The sequence below is a fragment of the Pseudomonas sp. M5A4_2d genome, from assembly GCF_053345295.1.
The window spans coordinates 121,423-136,348 of the sequence record NZ_JBKEZW010000006.1; the positions used below are offsets into that span (position 1 = coordinate 121,423).

19 protein-coding genes are annotated in these 14,926 nt (G+C 61.1%); 4 read left to right on the forward strand and 15 right to left on the reverse strand.

Features of this window, described 5'->3' with window-relative positions; translation table 11 throughout:
* Positions 1-28: 28 nt before the first annotated feature.
* The 6 genes from ACLBW8_RS15830 to tusD all read right to left on the reverse strand — a co-directional run bounded on the left by ACLBW8_RS15830 (position 29) and on the right by tusD (position 3,465).
* The gene (locus tag ACLBW8_RS15830; RefSeq protein ID WP_447805782.1) at positions 29-1,024 is read right to left on the reverse strand and encodes a glutathione S-transferase family protein; all 996 of its coding nucleotides are present in this window, start codon (positions 1,022-1,024) and stop codon (positions 29-31) included.
* An 88-nt stretch (positions 1,025-1,112) separates the two neighbouring features.
* Positions 1,113-2,114 (reverse strand): glycosyl transferase family protein, encoded by a 1,002-nt coding sequence (locus ACLBW8_RS15835; protein WP_432750727.1) that lies wholly within the window; start codon positions 2,112-2,114, stop codon positions 1,113-1,115.
* Positions 2,111-2,446: a TusE/DsrC/DsvC family sulfur relay protein gene (locus ACLBW8_RS15840; protein ID WP_064452883.1), complete on the reverse strand. Its 336-nt coding sequence runs from the start codon at positions 2,444-2,446 to the stop codon at positions 2,111-2,113. Before ACLBW8_RS15840 ends, ACLBW8_RS15835 begins: the two co-directional genes overlap by 4 nt.
* Positions 2,443-2,721 carry a sulfurtransferase complex subunit TusB gene (gene tusB / locus ACLBW8_RS15845; RefSeq protein ID WP_064452882.1) on the reverse strand — a complete coding sequence of 93 codons (279 nt, stop codon included), beginning with the start codon at positions 2,719-2,721 and terminating at the stop codon, positions 2,443-2,445. The genes ACLBW8_RS15840 and tusB overlap by 4 nt, the downstream gene beginning before the upstream one ends.
* Complete coding sequence (tusC, locus tag ACLBW8_RS15850) at positions 2,721-3,071, reverse strand: sulfurtransferase complex subunit TusC (protein ID WP_064452881.1); 351 nt, start codon at positions 3,069-3,071, stop codon at positions 2,721-2,723. The genes tusB and tusC overlap by 1 nt, the downstream gene beginning before the upstream one ends.
* Before the next feature lies 1 nt (position 3,072).
* On the reverse strand, positions 3,073-3,465 hold the full coding sequence (gene tusD, locus ACLBW8_RS15855) for a sulfurtransferase complex subunit TusD (RefSeq protein ID WP_447805783.1): 393 nt from the start codon (positions 3,463-3,465) through the stop codon (positions 3,073-3,075).
* Positions 3,466-3,623: 158 nt separating this feature from the next.
* Between tusD and ACLBW8_RS15860 the strand changes: the two genes are divergently transcribed.
* Positions 3,624-4,805: a CaiB/BaiF CoA transferase family protein gene (locus ACLBW8_RS15860; RefSeq protein ID WP_447805784.1), complete on the forward strand. Its 1,182-nt coding sequence runs from the start codon at positions 3,624-3,626 to the stop codon at positions 4,803-4,805.
* A gap of 110 nt (positions 4,806-4,915) precedes the next feature.
* Here ACLBW8_RS15860 and ACLBW8_RS15865 read toward each other — a convergent pair whose 3' ends face one another.
* Entirely contained in the window at positions 4,916-5,410 is a 495-nt protein-coding gene (locus ACLBW8_RS15865; protein WP_064454959.1) for a SprT family zinc-dependent metalloprotease, read from the reverse strand.
* A 128-nt stretch (positions 5,411-5,538) separates the two neighbouring features.
* Positions 5,539-6,141, reverse strand: a complete 603-nt coding sequence (locus ACLBW8_RS15870) for a Yip1 family protein (RefSeq protein ID WP_064452879.1) — start codon at positions 6,139-6,141, stop codon at positions 5,539-5,541.
* Between the two features lie 274 nt (positions 6,142-6,415).
* On the opposite strand from ACLBW8_RS15870, the gene ttcA reads away from it, so the two are divergent.
* Together ttcA and ACLBW8_RS15880 are read left to right on the forward strand one after the other, a co-directional pair.
* Positions 6,416-7,240, forward strand: a complete 825-nt coding sequence (gene ttcA, locus ACLBW8_RS15875) for a tRNA 2-thiocytidine(32) synthetase TtcA (RefSeq protein ID WP_128588005.1) — start codon at positions 6,416-6,418, stop codon at positions 7,238-7,240.
* A 67-nt stretch (positions 7,241-7,307) separates the two neighbouring features.
* Positions 7,308-7,979 (forward strand): DNA-3-methyladenine glycosylase I, encoded by a 672-nt coding sequence (locus ACLBW8_RS15880; protein ID WP_064452877.1) that lies wholly within the window; start codon positions 7,308-7,310, stop codon positions 7,977-7,979.
* A gap of 89 nt (positions 7,980-8,068) precedes the next feature.
* On the opposite strand, the gene ACLBW8_RS15885 is transcribed toward ACLBW8_RS15880, so the two are convergent.
* The 3 genes from ACLBW8_RS15885 to arsC are packed head-to-tail and all read right to left on the reverse strand — an operon-like array spanning position 8,069 to position 9,433.
* Complete coding sequence (locus ACLBW8_RS15885; protein ID WP_447805785.1) at positions 8,069-8,485, reverse strand: DUF2069 domain-containing protein; 417 nt, start codon at positions 8,483-8,485, stop codon at positions 8,069-8,071.
* On the reverse strand, positions 8,469-9,083 hold the full coding sequence (gene wrbA, locus ACLBW8_RS15890) for an NAD(P)H:quinone oxidoreductase (protein WP_064452875.1): 615 nt from the start codon (positions 9,081-9,083) through the stop codon (positions 8,469-8,471). The genes ACLBW8_RS15885 and wrbA overlap by 17 nt, the downstream gene beginning before the upstream one ends.
* Positions 9,080-9,433 carry an arsenate reductase (glutaredoxin) gene (arsC, locus tag ACLBW8_RS15895; RefSeq protein WP_447805786.1) on the reverse strand — a complete coding sequence of 118 codons (354 nt, stop codon included), beginning with the start codon at positions 9,431-9,433 and terminating at the stop codon, positions 9,080-9,082. Before arsC ends, wrbA begins: the two co-directional genes overlap by 4 nt.
* Positions 9,434-9,548: 115 nt before the next feature.
* Between arsC and ACLBW8_RS15900 the strand changes: the two genes are divergently transcribed.
* Positions 9,549-10,010, forward strand: a complete 462-nt coding sequence (locus ACLBW8_RS15900; RefSeq protein ID WP_053256807.1) for a TlpA disulfide reductase family protein — start codon at positions 9,549-9,551, stop codon at positions 10,008-10,010.
* Between the two features lie 140 nt (positions 10,011-10,150).
* Here ACLBW8_RS15900 and ACLBW8_RS15905 read toward each other — a convergent pair whose 3' ends face one another.
* The 4 genes from ACLBW8_RS15905 to ACLBW8_RS15920 all read right to left on the reverse strand — a co-directional run bounded on the left by ACLBW8_RS15905 (position 10,151) and on the right by ACLBW8_RS15920 (position 14,858).
* Positions 10,151-10,555: an META domain-containing protein gene (locus ACLBW8_RS15905; RefSeq protein WP_447805787.1), complete on the reverse strand. Its 405-nt coding sequence runs from the start codon at positions 10,553-10,555 to the stop codon at positions 10,151-10,153.
* The gene (locus ACLBW8_RS15910) at positions 10,552-10,992 is read right to left on the reverse strand and encodes a hypothetical protein (protein ID WP_053256805.1); all 441 of its coding nucleotides are present in this window, start codon (positions 10,990-10,992) and stop codon (positions 10,552-10,554) included. Before ACLBW8_RS15910 ends, ACLBW8_RS15905 begins: the two co-directional genes overlap by 4 nt.
* A 71-nt stretch (positions 10,993-11,063) precedes the next feature.
* Positions 11,064-12,053: a 2-hydroxyacid dehydrogenase gene (locus ACLBW8_RS15915; RefSeq protein ID WP_447805788.1), complete on the reverse strand. Its 990-nt coding sequence runs from the start codon at positions 12,051-12,053 to the stop codon at positions 11,064-11,066.
* Positions 12,054-12,104: 51 nt separating this feature from the next.
* Positions 12,105-14,858 carry a response regulator gene (locus ACLBW8_RS15920; RefSeq protein WP_064454958.1) on the reverse strand — a complete coding sequence of 918 codons (2,754 nt, stop codon included), beginning with the start codon at positions 14,856-14,858 and terminating at the stop codon, positions 12,105-12,107.
* Positions 14,859-14,926 lie beyond the last annotated feature (68 nt).

Sequence of the window (14,926 nt, forward strand, 5' to 3'; positions counted from 1 at the left end):
GGCCTTCAAACACAGCCAATGATTCGGATCAGCCCTGGACGCCTTTGCCACTTAGCCGCTTCCTGTCATGCCCGGCATCAAAGGTTTGCAACGGCCCCTTCGGCACAATCCCCGTCGGATTGATCGTCCGATGGCTCGCATAGTAATGCCCCTTGATGTGCGCAAAATCCACCGTCTCGGCCACGCCCGGCCACTGATACATCTCCCTCAGCCAGTTCGACAAGTTCGGATAATCGGCAATCCGCCGCAGGTTGCATTTGAAGTGGCTGTAATACACCGCATCAAAACGAATCAGCGTGGTGAACAGCCGCACATCGGCTTCGGTCAGGTATTCACCGGCCAGGTAACGGTGCGCGTCCAAGTGCTGCTCCAGGTGATCCAGCTCGGCAAACACATCATCAAACGCGCTTTCATAGGCCTTCTGCGAGGTGGCGAAGCCTGCGCGGTACACGCCATTGTTCACGGCTGGGTAGATGCGTTCGTTCAGCGCGTCGATGCTCGGGCGTAGCGCCTCGGGGTAGAAGTCCAGCGTGTTGCCGGTCAGTTCGTTGAAGGCGCTGTTAAACATGCGGATGATCTCCGCGGATTCATTGCTCACGATGCGCTTGAGCTTTTTGTCCCACAGCACCGGTACGGTGACGCGGCCGGTGTAGTTGGCGGTGTCAGCGGTGTAGCGCTGGTGCATGAATTGGAAGTCATCGAGTTTGTCGCCGCTGGAGCCATGGGCCTTGTCGAAGGTCCAGCCGTTTTCCAGCATCAGCCAACTGACGACGGAAACGTCGATCAAGCTTTCCAGGCCTTTGAGCTTGCGCAGGATCAAGGTGCGGTGGGCCCACGGGCAGGCGAGGGAAACATACAGATGATAGCGACCGGCCTGCGCCTGGAAGCCGCCGTCGCCACTGGGGCCAGGCTCGCCGTCGGTTGTCACCCAGTTACGCCGTTGCGCCTGCTCGCGCTGGAAAGCGCCGTCTGCACTACTTTCGTACCACTGGTCTTTCCAATGTCCTTCGATCAGCAAACCCATGACTGGCTCCTTGGCTAATAAGCGTTGGAGCCCAGTCTAAAGGGATGAGTTCGAACTAAAAGCGCAAAGACTGCGGGCAAATGATCGATTAAATCGATTTGTCCCGCGCGTCCCAGTATTGCTGGGCGAGTTCGAAGGCTTGCACCCGTGGGTGGCCGAGGCCGCGCAAGGCCAGGGCCATGGTGGCGATCAGGGCCAGTTGCGGATAGCTGTCCTCGACATCGCCGCGCCACAGCGCTTTCAACTGCTCGGGCTCCAGGGTCGCGGGTTTGACGTGGCGCTGAGCGGAGAGGGCGGGCCACTCTTCGTCCCAGCTTTCGCCGCCGGTGGTGCCGTAGAGGTGGCTCAGGGTGTCGGGGTTGATCTCGACCTCGCCGCCGTCACCCTTGACCACAATCACGTTGTCGCCGAGCAGGCCGCTGGCGTCACGGTGCACGCCCTGGTAACCGGGGTGGAAAATACTTTGCAGGCCGCAGCGTGCATTCAGCGGGTTGAGCAGGCGCGCCAGGGAATGGATCGGCGAGCGCAGGCCCAGGGTGTTACGCAGATCAATCATGCGTTGCAGTTGCGGCGCCCAGTCACCCAGCGGGATAAACGCCAGGTTGCCGTGTTCGAACGCGCTTTCAACCTGCTGCCAATTGCGGCACAGCGGGATGTGCAGGCCTTCCAGCAATTGCTCGGTGTACAACCGGCCAGCGGTGTGAGCGCCGCCGCCGTGCATCAGGATGCGCACGCCGTTCTGCGCCAGGCATTTGGCCGCCAGCAAATACCACGGCAGGTGGCGTTTTTTCCCGGCGTAGGTGGGCCAGTCGATATCCACGTTCAGCGCCGGCGCATTCAGGCGTTCGCGTACCGCTTCGGTGAATCCGGCGAGTTCTTCCGGGCTTTCTTCCTTGTGCCGTAGCAACATCAGGAAGGCGCCGAGCTGGGTGTCTTCGACTTTTTCGTCGAGCAGCATGCCCATGGCCTCACGGGCTTCTTCGCGGGTGAGGTTGCGCGCGCCGCGCTTGCCTTTGCCCAGGATGCGCACGAACTGCGCAAACGGGTGTTCGGCAGGGGTTTCAAGGGTCAGCGGGGCAAAGTCGGTCATAAGCAATTCGTCGGCCTGGGCAGGCCCGCCAGCTTGGCGGCGAGTTTGGCGGGAGTGCCGTTGAACAGTTTGTTGAGGTGCAGGCTGTTGCCCTTTTCCGGGCCCAGCTTCAAGGCGGTGTACTTGATCAGCGGGCGCGTGGCGGGGGACAACTGGAATTCGGCGTAGAAGCCACGCAGCAGTTCGAGGATTTCCCAATGGTCCGCGGTCAACTCCAGGGGTTCGGCGGCGGCAAGGGCGTTGGCCACGTCGGTGGACCATTGACTCAGGTCGACGAGATAGCCGTCCTTGTCCAGTTCGAGGGTGCGCGAACCTACGGTCAGGGTGTTCATAGCCAGGTGTTGACCTTGTCGTAGTCGATCGACAACTGCACGAAACCTGGATAGTCCACGCTGTCGGCCCAGTCTGGCAGGGGCAGGTTGCGCGCCTGCATGTCTTCGGCCAGCACAAAGACCTTCACACCCTTGGTCTGCAGGGCCGGATTGTGCAGCCCGTAGGCGCCATCGCCGCACAGCAGGATCGCGTCCTCGGGGCCGCAAACGCGCAGGCAACTGGCGAGGCGGCTATCGGTAAACGGGGAGTGGGACACCACATGTAAAGTCGACATCAGAGGGTAATCACCTGGTCGTAACGGTCAATCAGTTGGGAAATCTGTTCGCTGCCCAGCGCTTGAGCACTGGCGGGGGGCGCGAGCCCGCGCTCGGCCAGGCTGTGGCTGCAGGCGAACACGTCATCGATACCGAACAGGCCCAACGCCTGCAAGTTGGCGCCGAGGTCTTTTTGCTGCACGGCCTTGGCGTCCTGGTGTGGCGCCAGCTGAAACACCCCGTCATCCATAAACAGCAGGCCGATCGGCAGATCAAATGCACCGCCGGCCAGCACGATATCCAGCGCTTCGCGCGCGCTGGGCCCCGACCACGGTGCCTGGCGGCTGATCACCAATAAGGATTTGGACATGTCATGGCCCTCCAAAGCAAATCAGGCGGTCAGCGGCCTGGGTGGCGTCATGCAGCTGCCCAAGGCCCGACAGCGCCCAGGGCGCGTCGAGGTTCACTGCGCTGCGTTGATAGCGCGTGGCTTCTTCCTTATTCAACACGCCACGGCGCAAGGCAGCGGCGATGCACACCACGCCGTCGAGCTGGTGCGCGCTGACGAACTCGCGCCATTGCCGGGCGATGTCTTGCTCATCCTGGGGCGCAACGATGTTAGTGGAGGCGCTGTACACCCCGTCCTGATAAAAAAACAGCCGCACAATTTCGTGCCCGCCGGCAAGCGCTGCCTGTGCGAACAGCAAGGCGCGGCGCGAGGAGGGCGCATGGGCGGCGGAAAACAAAGCAATCGCAAACTTCATGGAACACTCTGCAAGCAAACGTAAGCCAATCATAAAGCCGCCGCCGCGAAAAAGCCCGCCGTGATCAAAACGGTCACTCGCGGTGATTGTTCTGACGATTGCCGCCAGGCTCAAGGCTGCCTACGCTGTGGGCATTCGAAACCCCAAATGGAGTCTCCATGTCAGGTCCCTTGGCATCGCTCAAAGTGCTGGATTTTTCCACCTTGCTGCCGGGCCCGTTCGCGTCCTTGATGCTGGCGGACATGGGCGCTGAGGTATTGCGCATCGAATCGCCCACGCGCATGGATCTGTTGCGGGTCTTGCCACCCCATGACCACGGCACCTCGGCGAGCCATGCCTACCTCAATCGCAATAAGCGCAGTCTGGCGCTGGATCTCAAGCAGGTCGAGGCGCTGGAGATCGTGCGCGAACTGGTCAAAGACTACGACATCGTCCTTGAGCAATTCCGGCCTGGGGTGATGGAGCGTCTGGGCCTGGGTTATGAGGCGTTGAAGGCGATCAACCCCAAGCTGATTTATGTTTCGATCACCGGCTATGGCCAGACCGGCCCTTACAAAGACCGTGCAGGGCACGATATCAACTACCTGGCGCTGGCCGGCGTCGCCAGTTACACCGGCCGCCAAGACAGCGGGCCGTTGCCGCTTGGCGTGCAATTGGCGGATGTGGGCGGTGGTTCGCTGCATGCGGTGGTCGGTTTGCTCGCAGCGGTGATTGCCCGGCAACAGAGCGGTGTCGGCCAATACCTGGATGTGAGCATGACCGATTGCTCGTTCAGCTTGAACGCGATGGCCGGCGCTGGGTATCTGGCCTGTGGCGTGGAGCCGGGTTGGGAGACGCATGTGCTGAACGGCGGCAGTTTCTACGATTATTACCGGTCCCGCGATGGGCGCTGGATGTCGGTCGGCAGCCTGGAGCCCGCGTTTATGCAGGCATTGTGCGCGGCATTGGGGCGGCCGGAGTTGGCGGCACAAGGCCTGTCTCCCAAGCCGGAGCAGCAAAAAGCACTGAAGCTGGCATTGCAGGTCGAGTTTGAGAAACGCAGCTTTGACGAGCTGTGCGAGCTGTTTGCCGGGGTGGATGCGTGTGTGGAGCCGGTACTGACGTTGAGTGAGGCTGTGGAGCATCCACACTTGAAGGCGCGGCAATTGGTCAGCCAGGTGCCACGCGGTGATGGCTCGACCCAGGCGCAAATGGCCTGTCCGTTGAAGTTTTCCGAGGGGTTGCCGCAGCCTCGGCATATTGGGGCGGCTGTGGGGGCGCACAGTGATGAAGTGCTCGCCGAGTTAGGCTTCAGTGCTCAGAGGATAGACGCCTTGCGGCGGGCCAAGGTGGTTGGGTAGTGCCTGCACGGATGCTATCGCAGGCAAGCCAGCTCCCACATTTGATAGGCGGCGCGGTCAAAGTGTGGGCGCTGGCTTGCCTGCGATGGGGCAATCACTGACACCACCCCTCACTCCACCCGCGTTTCCCCGGTGTACACCAAGGTATGCCGGCACCGCCGACACAAATAACGCCGGCCCTGATTCACCAACCCATGCCGCTGGGCCGAGAACGGGAAGTCGCTGTCGGCACACGGGCAGCGGTAGATATAGCGGGTCACTTGTCGACGCTTGATTGCATAGGTGTGGCAGCGATCCGGCGGCAGCTCGTAAACCCCGCGCATGATCAATTGCCATTCCTCGCCATGGGGCTGGATGCGCTCGCCAAACAATTGATGGGCAATCAGGTGCGCCACTTCATGGGCCACGGTCTGTTTAAGGAAGTGCTGGCTGTTTTCGCGGTACAACTGTGGGTTGAAGCGCAGCAGGTTCTCGTGCAAATGCGCGACACCGGCTTTCTGGCCCCGCAGCTTGAGGCTGACCTGGGGGCGTTTGAAGCTTCGTTTGAAAAAGGATTCGGCTTGCAGGAAACAATCTTCGACGCGGGTATTGAGTTGCTCGGGCATGCTGTACATATCTCCAGAGACGTCCAGTATGCCGCAAAAGCAGGTGTTTCCGAATCTGTCAGGCGCCGAATGGTCATGCATAACGCACAAAGCCACCTTGCGGTGGCCTTGCCCAGGTTTTTATCAGCCTAATTGGTATAGATCGGGCCCACGCCCAAGCCCCAGACGATCACGGTAAACGCCATGATCGCCACCAGCACCACCAGGCCCACGGCCAGCACCGAGCTGGAAAACAGGAAGCCCTCGTCCGGGTCGATGCTCATAAAGGTCGGCAGCCCGACATACAGCAGGTACACCGTGTAGCAAATCGCCGCTGTACCCACGACCATTCCCAGCCACATGTGCGGGTAAAGCGCCGCCAGCCCGCCGATAAACAGCGGTGTCGCAGTGTACGTGGCAAACGCTACACACCGCGCCATGCTGGGGCTGGCGTCATAGGTACGGGCCATCCAGTGAATGAACGCGCCCATCACCGCCACGCCGCCGAGCATGGCCGCATACGACATGATGGTCATCCACAGCGCGCTTTCCTGAGTCAGCATGACCGGGGACCGGCTGCCAATCACCCAGCCGACGCGGGTGGTGCCGATGAAGGCGGAGACGGCGGGGATCGCCGCGAGAATCAAGGTATGAGTGAGGTACATGTGGCCGATACTTTCTTCCTTATCGCCACGAATTTCCCGCCATTCCTGGTCGGGATGGGTAAACAGCCCCACGACGTGATGGATCATGCCAGTCACTCCTGTCGTTGTTACCATCGCCCCCCATCGGAGCGCCCACGGGCCAAATGGCCTCAAAGGTCCTGGATAGTTGTGCGACCTCAAGTCGCAGTATAGGAAGTCATGACCGGAAAAACTGTAGGGCTTTAGAGTAAATTGCGCTGTAAACACTAGCCCTAATCGCGGCGAGGTCTGTCAAACCCCCTCGATCAGAAATGGATCTTGGGCGTCCTTACCGCTAAAATACCGCGCTTTTCGTCACACACCTCTCGCGGATCCAAGCGCCATGGGCACTCTTACGGTCAACCAGAACAAACTGCAAAAACGCCTGCGTCGCCTGGCCGGTGAAGCGGTTGCCGATTTCAACATGATCGAGGAGGGCGACAAGGTCATGGTCTGCCTCTCCGGCGGCAAAGACAGCTACACCCTGCTTGACGTGCTGCTGCACCTGCAGAAGGTCGCACCGATCAAGTTCGAGATCGTCGCCGTCAACATGGACCAGAAACAACCGGGCTTCCCCGAACACGTATTGCCGGCCTACTTGAAAGCGCTGGGCGTCGAGTACCACATCGTCGAGAAAGACACCTATTCGGTGGTCAAGGAACTGATCCCGGAAGGCAAAACCACCTGTTCGCTGTGCTCGCGCCTGCGCCGTGGCACGCTCTACACCTTTGCCGATGAAATCGGCGCGACCAAGATGGCCCTCGGTCATCACCGCGATGACATCGTCGAGACATTCTTCCTCAATATGTTCTTCAACGGCTCCCTCAAGGCCATGCCGCCCAAGCTGCGCGCCGATGATGGGCGCAACGTGGTGATCCGCCCGCTGGCGTATTGCAACGAGAAGGACATCCAGGCTTACTCCGACTTCAAGCAATTCCCGATCATCCCGTGCAACCTGTGTGGCTCCCAGGAAAACCTGCAACGCCAGGTGGTCAAGGAAATGCTCGTGGATTGGGAGCGCAAGACTCCCGGGCGCACCGAAAGCATCTTCCGCAGCCTGCAGAATGTGCAGCCGTCCCAATTGGCCGACCGCAACCTGTTCGACTTCACCCGCCTGAAAATTGATGAGACCGCCGCTTCGCGCTTCGTCAATGTTGTGAACCTCTGACACCTTTCAACGCTCTGAAAGACGGCGCTTGCGGGCGCCGTTTTCAATTCAATTGCCAGGAGAGGGCATGCGCGATTACAAGTGGCTGCACGAATATTGTCTGAACCGCTTCGGTTCGGCGGCCGAGTTGGAAGCCCATCTGCCTGTACCCAAGACCCCGGCGCAATTGCGCAAGATCAGTGATGACCGTTACCTGTCGACCCTCGCGTTGCGGGTGTTTCGCGCCGGGCTCAAGCACAGTGTGGTGGACGGTAAATGGCCGGCGTTCGAGCAAGTGTTCTTCGGTTTCGACCCGGAAAAAGTCGTGCTGATGGGCGCTGAGCACCTGGAGCGCTTGATGCAGGACACCCGCATCATCCGTCACCTGGGCAAGCTCAAAAGTGTGCCGCGCAATGCGCAGATGATTCTGGATATCGAGCAGGAAAAGGGCAGTTTCGGCGCGTTTATCGCCGACTGGCCGGTGACCGATATCGTCGGTTTATGGAAGTACCTGAGCAAGCATGGCCATCAGTTGGGCGGGCTGTCGGCGCCGCGCTTCCTGCGCATGGTAGGCAAGGACACATTTGTGCCGAGCGATGACGTGGTAGCGGCCTTGAACGCGCAGAAGATCGTCGACAAGGCCCCGACCAGCCTGCGTGATCTGGCGACGGTGCAGGGCGCGTTCAACCAATGGCATGCCGAGAGTGGTCGGCCGATGTGCCAGTTGTCGATGATGCTGGCTTACACAGTGAATCATTGAGACCGACGTGTGGCTATCGCAGGCAAGCCAGCTCCCACAGGGAAATGCATTCCAAATGTGGGAGCTGGCTTGCCTGCGATGACTGACTGTCAGGCACCCTGGGCTAGCGCCAACCGCCGATTCAGTTGATGCCGCCAGCGCACATACAACAGCGCCGTACAAAACACCGCCAGGCTCGCCAGCATCTCCAGCACCCCGAACCACTGCCGATTCGGGTCATACGCCGCCAGCGCGCCCTTGATGAAATACAGGTTCACCACAAAGCACATCCATGAATGCCCGCGCGCGCTGCCGAGCAGCATCCCCGGCGCCAATAACACCAATGGCACCAACTCGATCAGCAGGATTACCCATGGGCGTGCGCCGTGCAGGTCGGCGACGAACAGGTAATACCCGCACAGCAAACCCACCAGGCCAAAAAACGCCAGCAGGCTCAGCGCCCGTGCGACCTTGACCCGTGGTTCCAGCCAGTCTTGGGGCGGGAGGACCTTAGGCTTTCTGGCCACGGCCGTTCTCCAGCAGCATCGCGGTGTTGGCCAGGCGCAAGCCCAAGGCGCGGCACAGGGTGGTTTCGTGTTGATCGAGCATGCGCTTGCCGTCGGGCCCGGCGTGATGGCTGGCGCCATACGGCGTGCCGCCGCCCTGGGTATCGAGCAGCGCCTGTTCGCTATAAGGCAGGCCGGTGATCAGCATGCCGTGGTGCAACAGCGGCAACAGCATCGACATCAGCGTGGTTTCCTGGCCACCATGCAGGCTGGCGGTGGAAGTGAACACACCCGCAGGCTTGCCGACGAGCGCGCCGGTGAGCCACAGGTTGCTGGTGCCATCAAGGAAGTATTTGAGCGGTGCGGCCATGTTGCCGAAGCGCGTCGGGCTGCCGAGGGCCAGGGCCGAGCAGTTTTTCAAATCATCGAGGCTTGCATACAGCGCGCCTTCGTCCGGGATACTCGGCGCCACGGCTTCGCATTCGGCGGAGATCGCCGGCACGGTGCGTAATCGCGCTTCCAGGCCACCTTGCTCGATGCCCCGGGCAATCTGACGGGCCATTTCGCTCACCGAGCCATTGCGGCTGTAATACAACACCAGCACATACGGCGCAGTCACGGCAGGATCTCCAGCACGTTTTCCGGCGGACGGCCAATGACGGCTTTACCGCGGGTTTCCAGAATCGGGCGTTCCATCAGCTTCGGGTGCTCGGCGATGGCCGCGATCAACTGGGTTTCGCTGAGACTGGCGTCGGCCAGGTTGAGGGCTTTGTATTCCTCTTCGCCGGTGCGCAGCAGTTGGCGCGCGCTGATCCCCAGCTTACCGAGCAAGGCCTTTAATTGCGCAGCGCTCAGCGGGGTTTCGAGGTAGCGAACCACGCTCGGATTCAGGCCGCGAGCTTCCAGCAGTTCGAGCGCTCCGCGGGATTTCGAGCAGCGCGGGTTGTGATAAAGCGTCAGATCGGTCATGTGCGGGTCGCATCTTGCGTAAGGTGGCGGGTATTCTACCTGCGCTGCGGCCCGTCCTTAAACCGTAAGAGGCGATAGGTCGCAGCCAACGTTCATTTTTGCGAAGGATTACCCCATGACTAGGCGACTGATCGGTGCATTGGCGATCATCACAACCCTGCTGCTCAGCGGCTGCGGTAACGATTACGGCGTTGACCAATACGGCAAGAAAGTGGCGGCCGAACGCCTGGACAAGCAATGGGTGGTGGTCAATTACTGGGCCGAATGGTGTGGCCCGTGTCGCACGGAAATCCCGGAACTCAATGCCTTGGCCGAGCAATTGAAAGGGCAGAACGTGGGTGTGTTCGGGGTCAATTTCGACAATGTACAGGGTGAAGAACTCAAGGCCGCCAGCGAGAAGCTGGGGATTAAGTTCACCGTCCTGGCGCAGAACCCGGAGGAGATTTTTGATATTCCGCGCAGTGAGGCGTTGCCCGTGACCTACATCATTGATGACAAGGGCAAGGTGCGTGAACAGTTGATGGGTGAGCAGACGGCGCAAGGGGTGCTGGCCAAACTTAAAGCCTTACGCGGCTAAAGCAACAACAGAAAACCAATGTGGGAGGGGGCTTGCTCCCGATGGCAGTCTGTCAGCGACTTATTAGTTGACTGACCCACTGCTATCGGGAGCAAGCCCCCTCCCACATTTAGACCTCACCCGTATCTGGATGGGGGCTATCAGCCTTCTTCAAGCCACAGGCGAATGGGCTTGCCTTCGACAGGCCAGAAGCGCGTCTGCTCGATCGGCGAGATGTCCCAGCGCTCAACGCCTTGCAGGGCCTGGAAGAAGCGGTGTTCCTGCTCCATCAAGGCGTCGGCGCACAGTTTGCGGGTACTGCCGATCTTGCCGAAGCTGAGCTTGTCGCCCTCGACGGTGTACGGCGCAAACCAGTGGTTGCAGCCGCCATTGCCATAGGCGCGGCCATCGGCACCGAGGGTGACGGTCAGGTTCGCGTAGTCCATCAGCGGGCGCTCACCAATCCATTCCACTACGTAGCTGTGATCCTGCTCAAGCTTCACTGCATCCCCGGCGCAGCCCGTCAGGCCAACCCCGATGGCGGCGAGCACAAGCGCGCCTTTCATTGCGCGGCCTGCTGGCATTTCGGGCAGCGGTGCTTGTCGCCTTCGCTGGCCCAGCCCAACTCCTTGATGCGCGCGTTGGCGGCCGGTTGCAGCGGCTCTTTGGTCAGCTTGGTTTCCACCGCGAATTCAAACTCCAGCACGCTGTCGCAGCTGTCGCAATTGACCTTCCAGGTGTGAATCTCCAGCTCGCCGAATTTCGGCCCCTGGGCCATGGCGACCCATTGGCCCGCCGGGCGGATGGAATAGCGCGCGTCACCTTCGACGGTCAGGCGCATCGACAGGGTTTTACTGCCGCGCAGGGTGACAATCAGAATGTCGCCATGCTTGATCGAACCACCGTTGCCAGTGACTTGGTAACGGCCCGGCACCAGGGCGCGGCATTCGATCAGGGTGTGTTGCGGGCTCAGCAAGCTGAAGCGGAAATCGTGTTCGGCCATGGATCCTCCAAATAGGCGCGGCATCCTATCACGGGTGCCGGCCTATCATGAGCCTGGTATGTGACCGCTGATCAACCTTCGACGAGGTTCTGCGGCTGGCCATTGGCCCAGGCGGCAATGTTGGCCAACGTGGTGCCGGCGATTGCCGCCAGGGCTTCACGGGTAAGAAATGCCTGGTGTGCGGTGATGATCACGTTGGGAAAGGTCAGCAGGCGCGCGAGCACATCGTCTTGCAGGGGCAGGTCGGAGCGGTCCTCAAAAAACAGTTGGGCCTCTTCTTCGTACACGTCCAGCCCCAGGTAGCCGAGTTGGCCGTTCTTGAGTGCTTCGATCAGCGCCGGCGTGTCTACCAAACCACCGCGACCGGTATTGATCAGCATCGCGCCAGGTTGAATCTGCGCCAAGGAGCGGGCGTTGATCAGGTGTTTGCTGTCGGCGGTCAGCGGGCAGTGCAGGCTGATGATCTGCGCTTGGGCCAGCAATTCAGGCAGGCTTACGTAATGGGCGCCGAGGGCCTGTACCTGCGGGTTGGGGAAGGGGTCAAAGGCAAGCAACTGGCAGCCGAACCCGGCCATGATCCTGGCGAACGTGGCACCGATCTGCCCGGTGCCAACCACGCCGACGGTCTTGCCTACCAGGTCAAAGCCGGTGAGCCCATGCAAGCTGAAATCACCGTCGCGGGTGCGGTTGTAGGCGCGGTGCAGGCGGCGGTTCAGCGCGAGGATCAGGGCCACGGCGTGCTCGGCCACCGCGTGAGGCGAGTAGGCGGGGACGCGCACGATGCTCAGGCCCAGGCGCTTGGCGGCGGGCAAGTCGACATGGTTGTAACCGGCGGAGCGCAGGGCAATCAGGCGTGTACCGCCTGCGGCCAACTGTTCCAGCACCGGGGCGCTGAGGTCATCGTTGATAAAGGCGCAGACCACTTCGTGGTGTTCGGCCAGGGCCACGGTGTCGAGGTTGAGCCGGGCAGGTTGAAATTGCAGTTCAAGGCCTGTTGGCAGTGGCTCGCCGAGAAAACTGTCGCGGTCGTAGGTCTGGCTGCTGAAAAGTATCACGCGCATTAAAAAGCTCCCTGCACTCGCTGAAAAAATACATCACCCCACAGAGAAGTCTCAAGCGCTGACGCGCGCCTCGCTGGCCAGCCGTGCAATGGCCATGTCCAGTTCGTCCAGTGCGGTAATGGCTTTGGCGTCGTCTTGCTTGAGCAGGGTTTCCGCGCGTTGGCAGGCGGCGCGCAATTGCGGCACGCCGCAGTAGCGGGTGGCGCCATGCAAACGGTGGACGCGCTCGATCAGGGCATTGTTGTCTTTGGCTTCGCGGGCAGCGGTAATGGCCAGGCGATCAGCTTCCAGGGAGGCCAGCAACATGGCGAGCATATCGGCCGCGAGGTCGGCTTTGTTGGCCGCCAGGCGCAGGCCTTCGTCATGATCCAGTACCAGCAGTTGTACGCCTGGGCCAAAGCTGTCGGTCGTACGTTCCGGCCCTTGATTGCGCAGCGCCAGGCCGGTCCATTTCAACACCACTTGGGCCAGTTGCCGCTCGCTGATGGGTTTGGTCAGGTAGTCGTCCATGCCGCTTTGCAGCAGGGCGCGTTTTTCGTTAGCCATCGCGTGGGCGGTGAGGGCGACCACCGGCAAAGGTGTGCCGTGGCGCTCGCTTTCCCATTGGCGGATTGCCTCGGTGCTTTGGCGGCCATCCATGCCGGGCATTTGCACGTCCATCAGCACCAGGTCGAAGGTTTCCTGCTTCACGGCGTCGATGGCGGCGTAACCACTTTCCACGGCCTGGACCTTGGCCCCCATGTCTTCGAGCAGGGTTTGCACCAACAGCAGGTTTGCCGGGTTGTCGTCCACGCAAAGCACACGGGGTGCGCGGCTGGACAATGGCTCGCCGGGCTCATTGCGCAACGGGCGCGGGCTGATCAAGTCGGCAAGGGCGCGGCGCAGCTTGCGTGTACAGGCCGGCTTGGCCTGCAACTGGCTGTTGGGGTTGGGCACCGACTGGTTGAACAGCATCTGTTCGGTGGTCGGGCACAGCACCAGCACCTTGCAACCGAGGTGTTCAAGGTCCCATAGATGCTGGTTGAGGCGTTCGGGCGGAATGTCATTGGCGGTGACGCCGAGCACGGCCAGGTCAATCGCCTGTTCGGTCTGATGGGCGCTGGTGATGCCGTTGGTCAGGCTTTCCAGGGTATTGAACGGCGTGACTTCCAGGCCGCAGTCTTCCAGTTGATGTTGCAGGGCCTGGCGCGCCAACTCGTGGTTTTCCAGCACCGCCACACGGCGGCCGAGCAACGGCGGGGAGGGCAGGTCTTCGGCGTCGTCGCGGGTCTTGGGCAGGTTCAGGCTGATCCAGAACTCCGAGCCTTCGCCCGGCGTGCTGTCGACACCGATTTCACCACCCATCTGCTCGATCAGTCGCTTGGAGATCACCAGGCCCAGGCCGGTACCGCCCGGTTGACGCGACAGCGAGTTGTCGGCCTGGCTGAAGGCTTGGAACAGCGCGCGTACATCCTGGTTGGACAGGCCGATGCCAGTGTCTTGCACGCTGATGCGCAGTTGGACGCTGTCTTCCTGTTCGTCCTCGACCATCGCCCTGGCGACGATGGTGCCCTCGCGGGTGAACTTGATCGCATTACTGATCAGGTTGGTGAGGATCTGCTTGAGGCGCAGCGGGTCGCCCACCAGCGCCAGCGGGGTATCGCGGTACACCAGGCTGACCAGTTCCAGCTGTTTGGCATGGGCGGCGGGGGCGAGGATGGTCAACGTGTCTTGCAGCAAGTCGCGCAGGTTGAAAGGCACGCTGTCGAGCACCAGCTTGCCCGCTTCGATTTTCGAGAAGTCGAGGATTTCGTTGATGATGCCCAACAGGTTGTCGGCAGATTTCTCGATGGTGCCCAGGTAATCCAACTGGCGCGGCGACAGCTCGCTTTTCTGCAGCAGGTGGGTAAAGCCGAGGATGCCGTTGAGGGGCGTGCGGATTTCATGGCTCATATTGGCCAGGAACTCCGACTTGATACGGCTGGCTTCCAGGGCCTCCTTGCGTGCCAGGTCCAGCTCGATGTTCTGGATCTCGATGGTTTCCAGGTTCTGGCGCACGTCTTCGGTGGCCTGGTCGATGCTGTGTTGCAGTTCTTCCTGGGCATTTTGCAGGGTTTCGGCCATGCGGTTGATGCCCGAGGCCAACTGGTCCAATTCCTGGCTGCCCAAGGGCGGCAAGCGGGTTTCCAGGTTGCCGTCCTTGAGTTGGGCCACGGCCTGCTTGATCTGGCCGATCGGTGAGTTGATCGTGCGGCTGATCCGCAGGGCCAGGGCGGCGGTGCAAATCAGGCCAATGGCGATTAGCAGCAGGCTGGCAAACAGGCTGCGATAGCCGCGCAGCAACATGCCATTGTGCGACAACTCCACTTCGACCCAGCCGAGCAGGCGGTCGGCTTCGTCGGGGATCAACTCGCCGGCGAGGTTGCGATGGCGGCCGAATACCGGCTGCAGGTAGCGTGTGGCGTCATTGCCGGTGCGCTGCAGCAGGTGGGAGCTGTTGCCGACGGGCGGCTGGTTAAGCATGGTCGGGCCGGCGTGGGCCAGGGGCGAACGGTCCGGCGCAAGGAACGACACGGCGCGTACGTCCGGTTGCTCCAGGGACTGGGTGGCGATGCGCTCCAGCAGGTCGGTGTTCTTGGCGCTCAACGCCGGGGCCACCAGCGGTGCCAATTGCTCAGCGATCATTTCGCCGCGTTGCAGTAATTGGGACTGCAATTCCGACAGCTGCATCCAGGTGAAATAGCCCCCCAGCAACAGGGCCATCAGGCTGGTCGGTAATAAGGTCAGCAACAGTACGCGGCCTTTTATTCCCATTTTTGTAAGCACGCCACTCTCCTGTTGCCACATTGTTTTCAATTATCCACGCGGGCATCCGGCCCACGCGACTTGCGCAG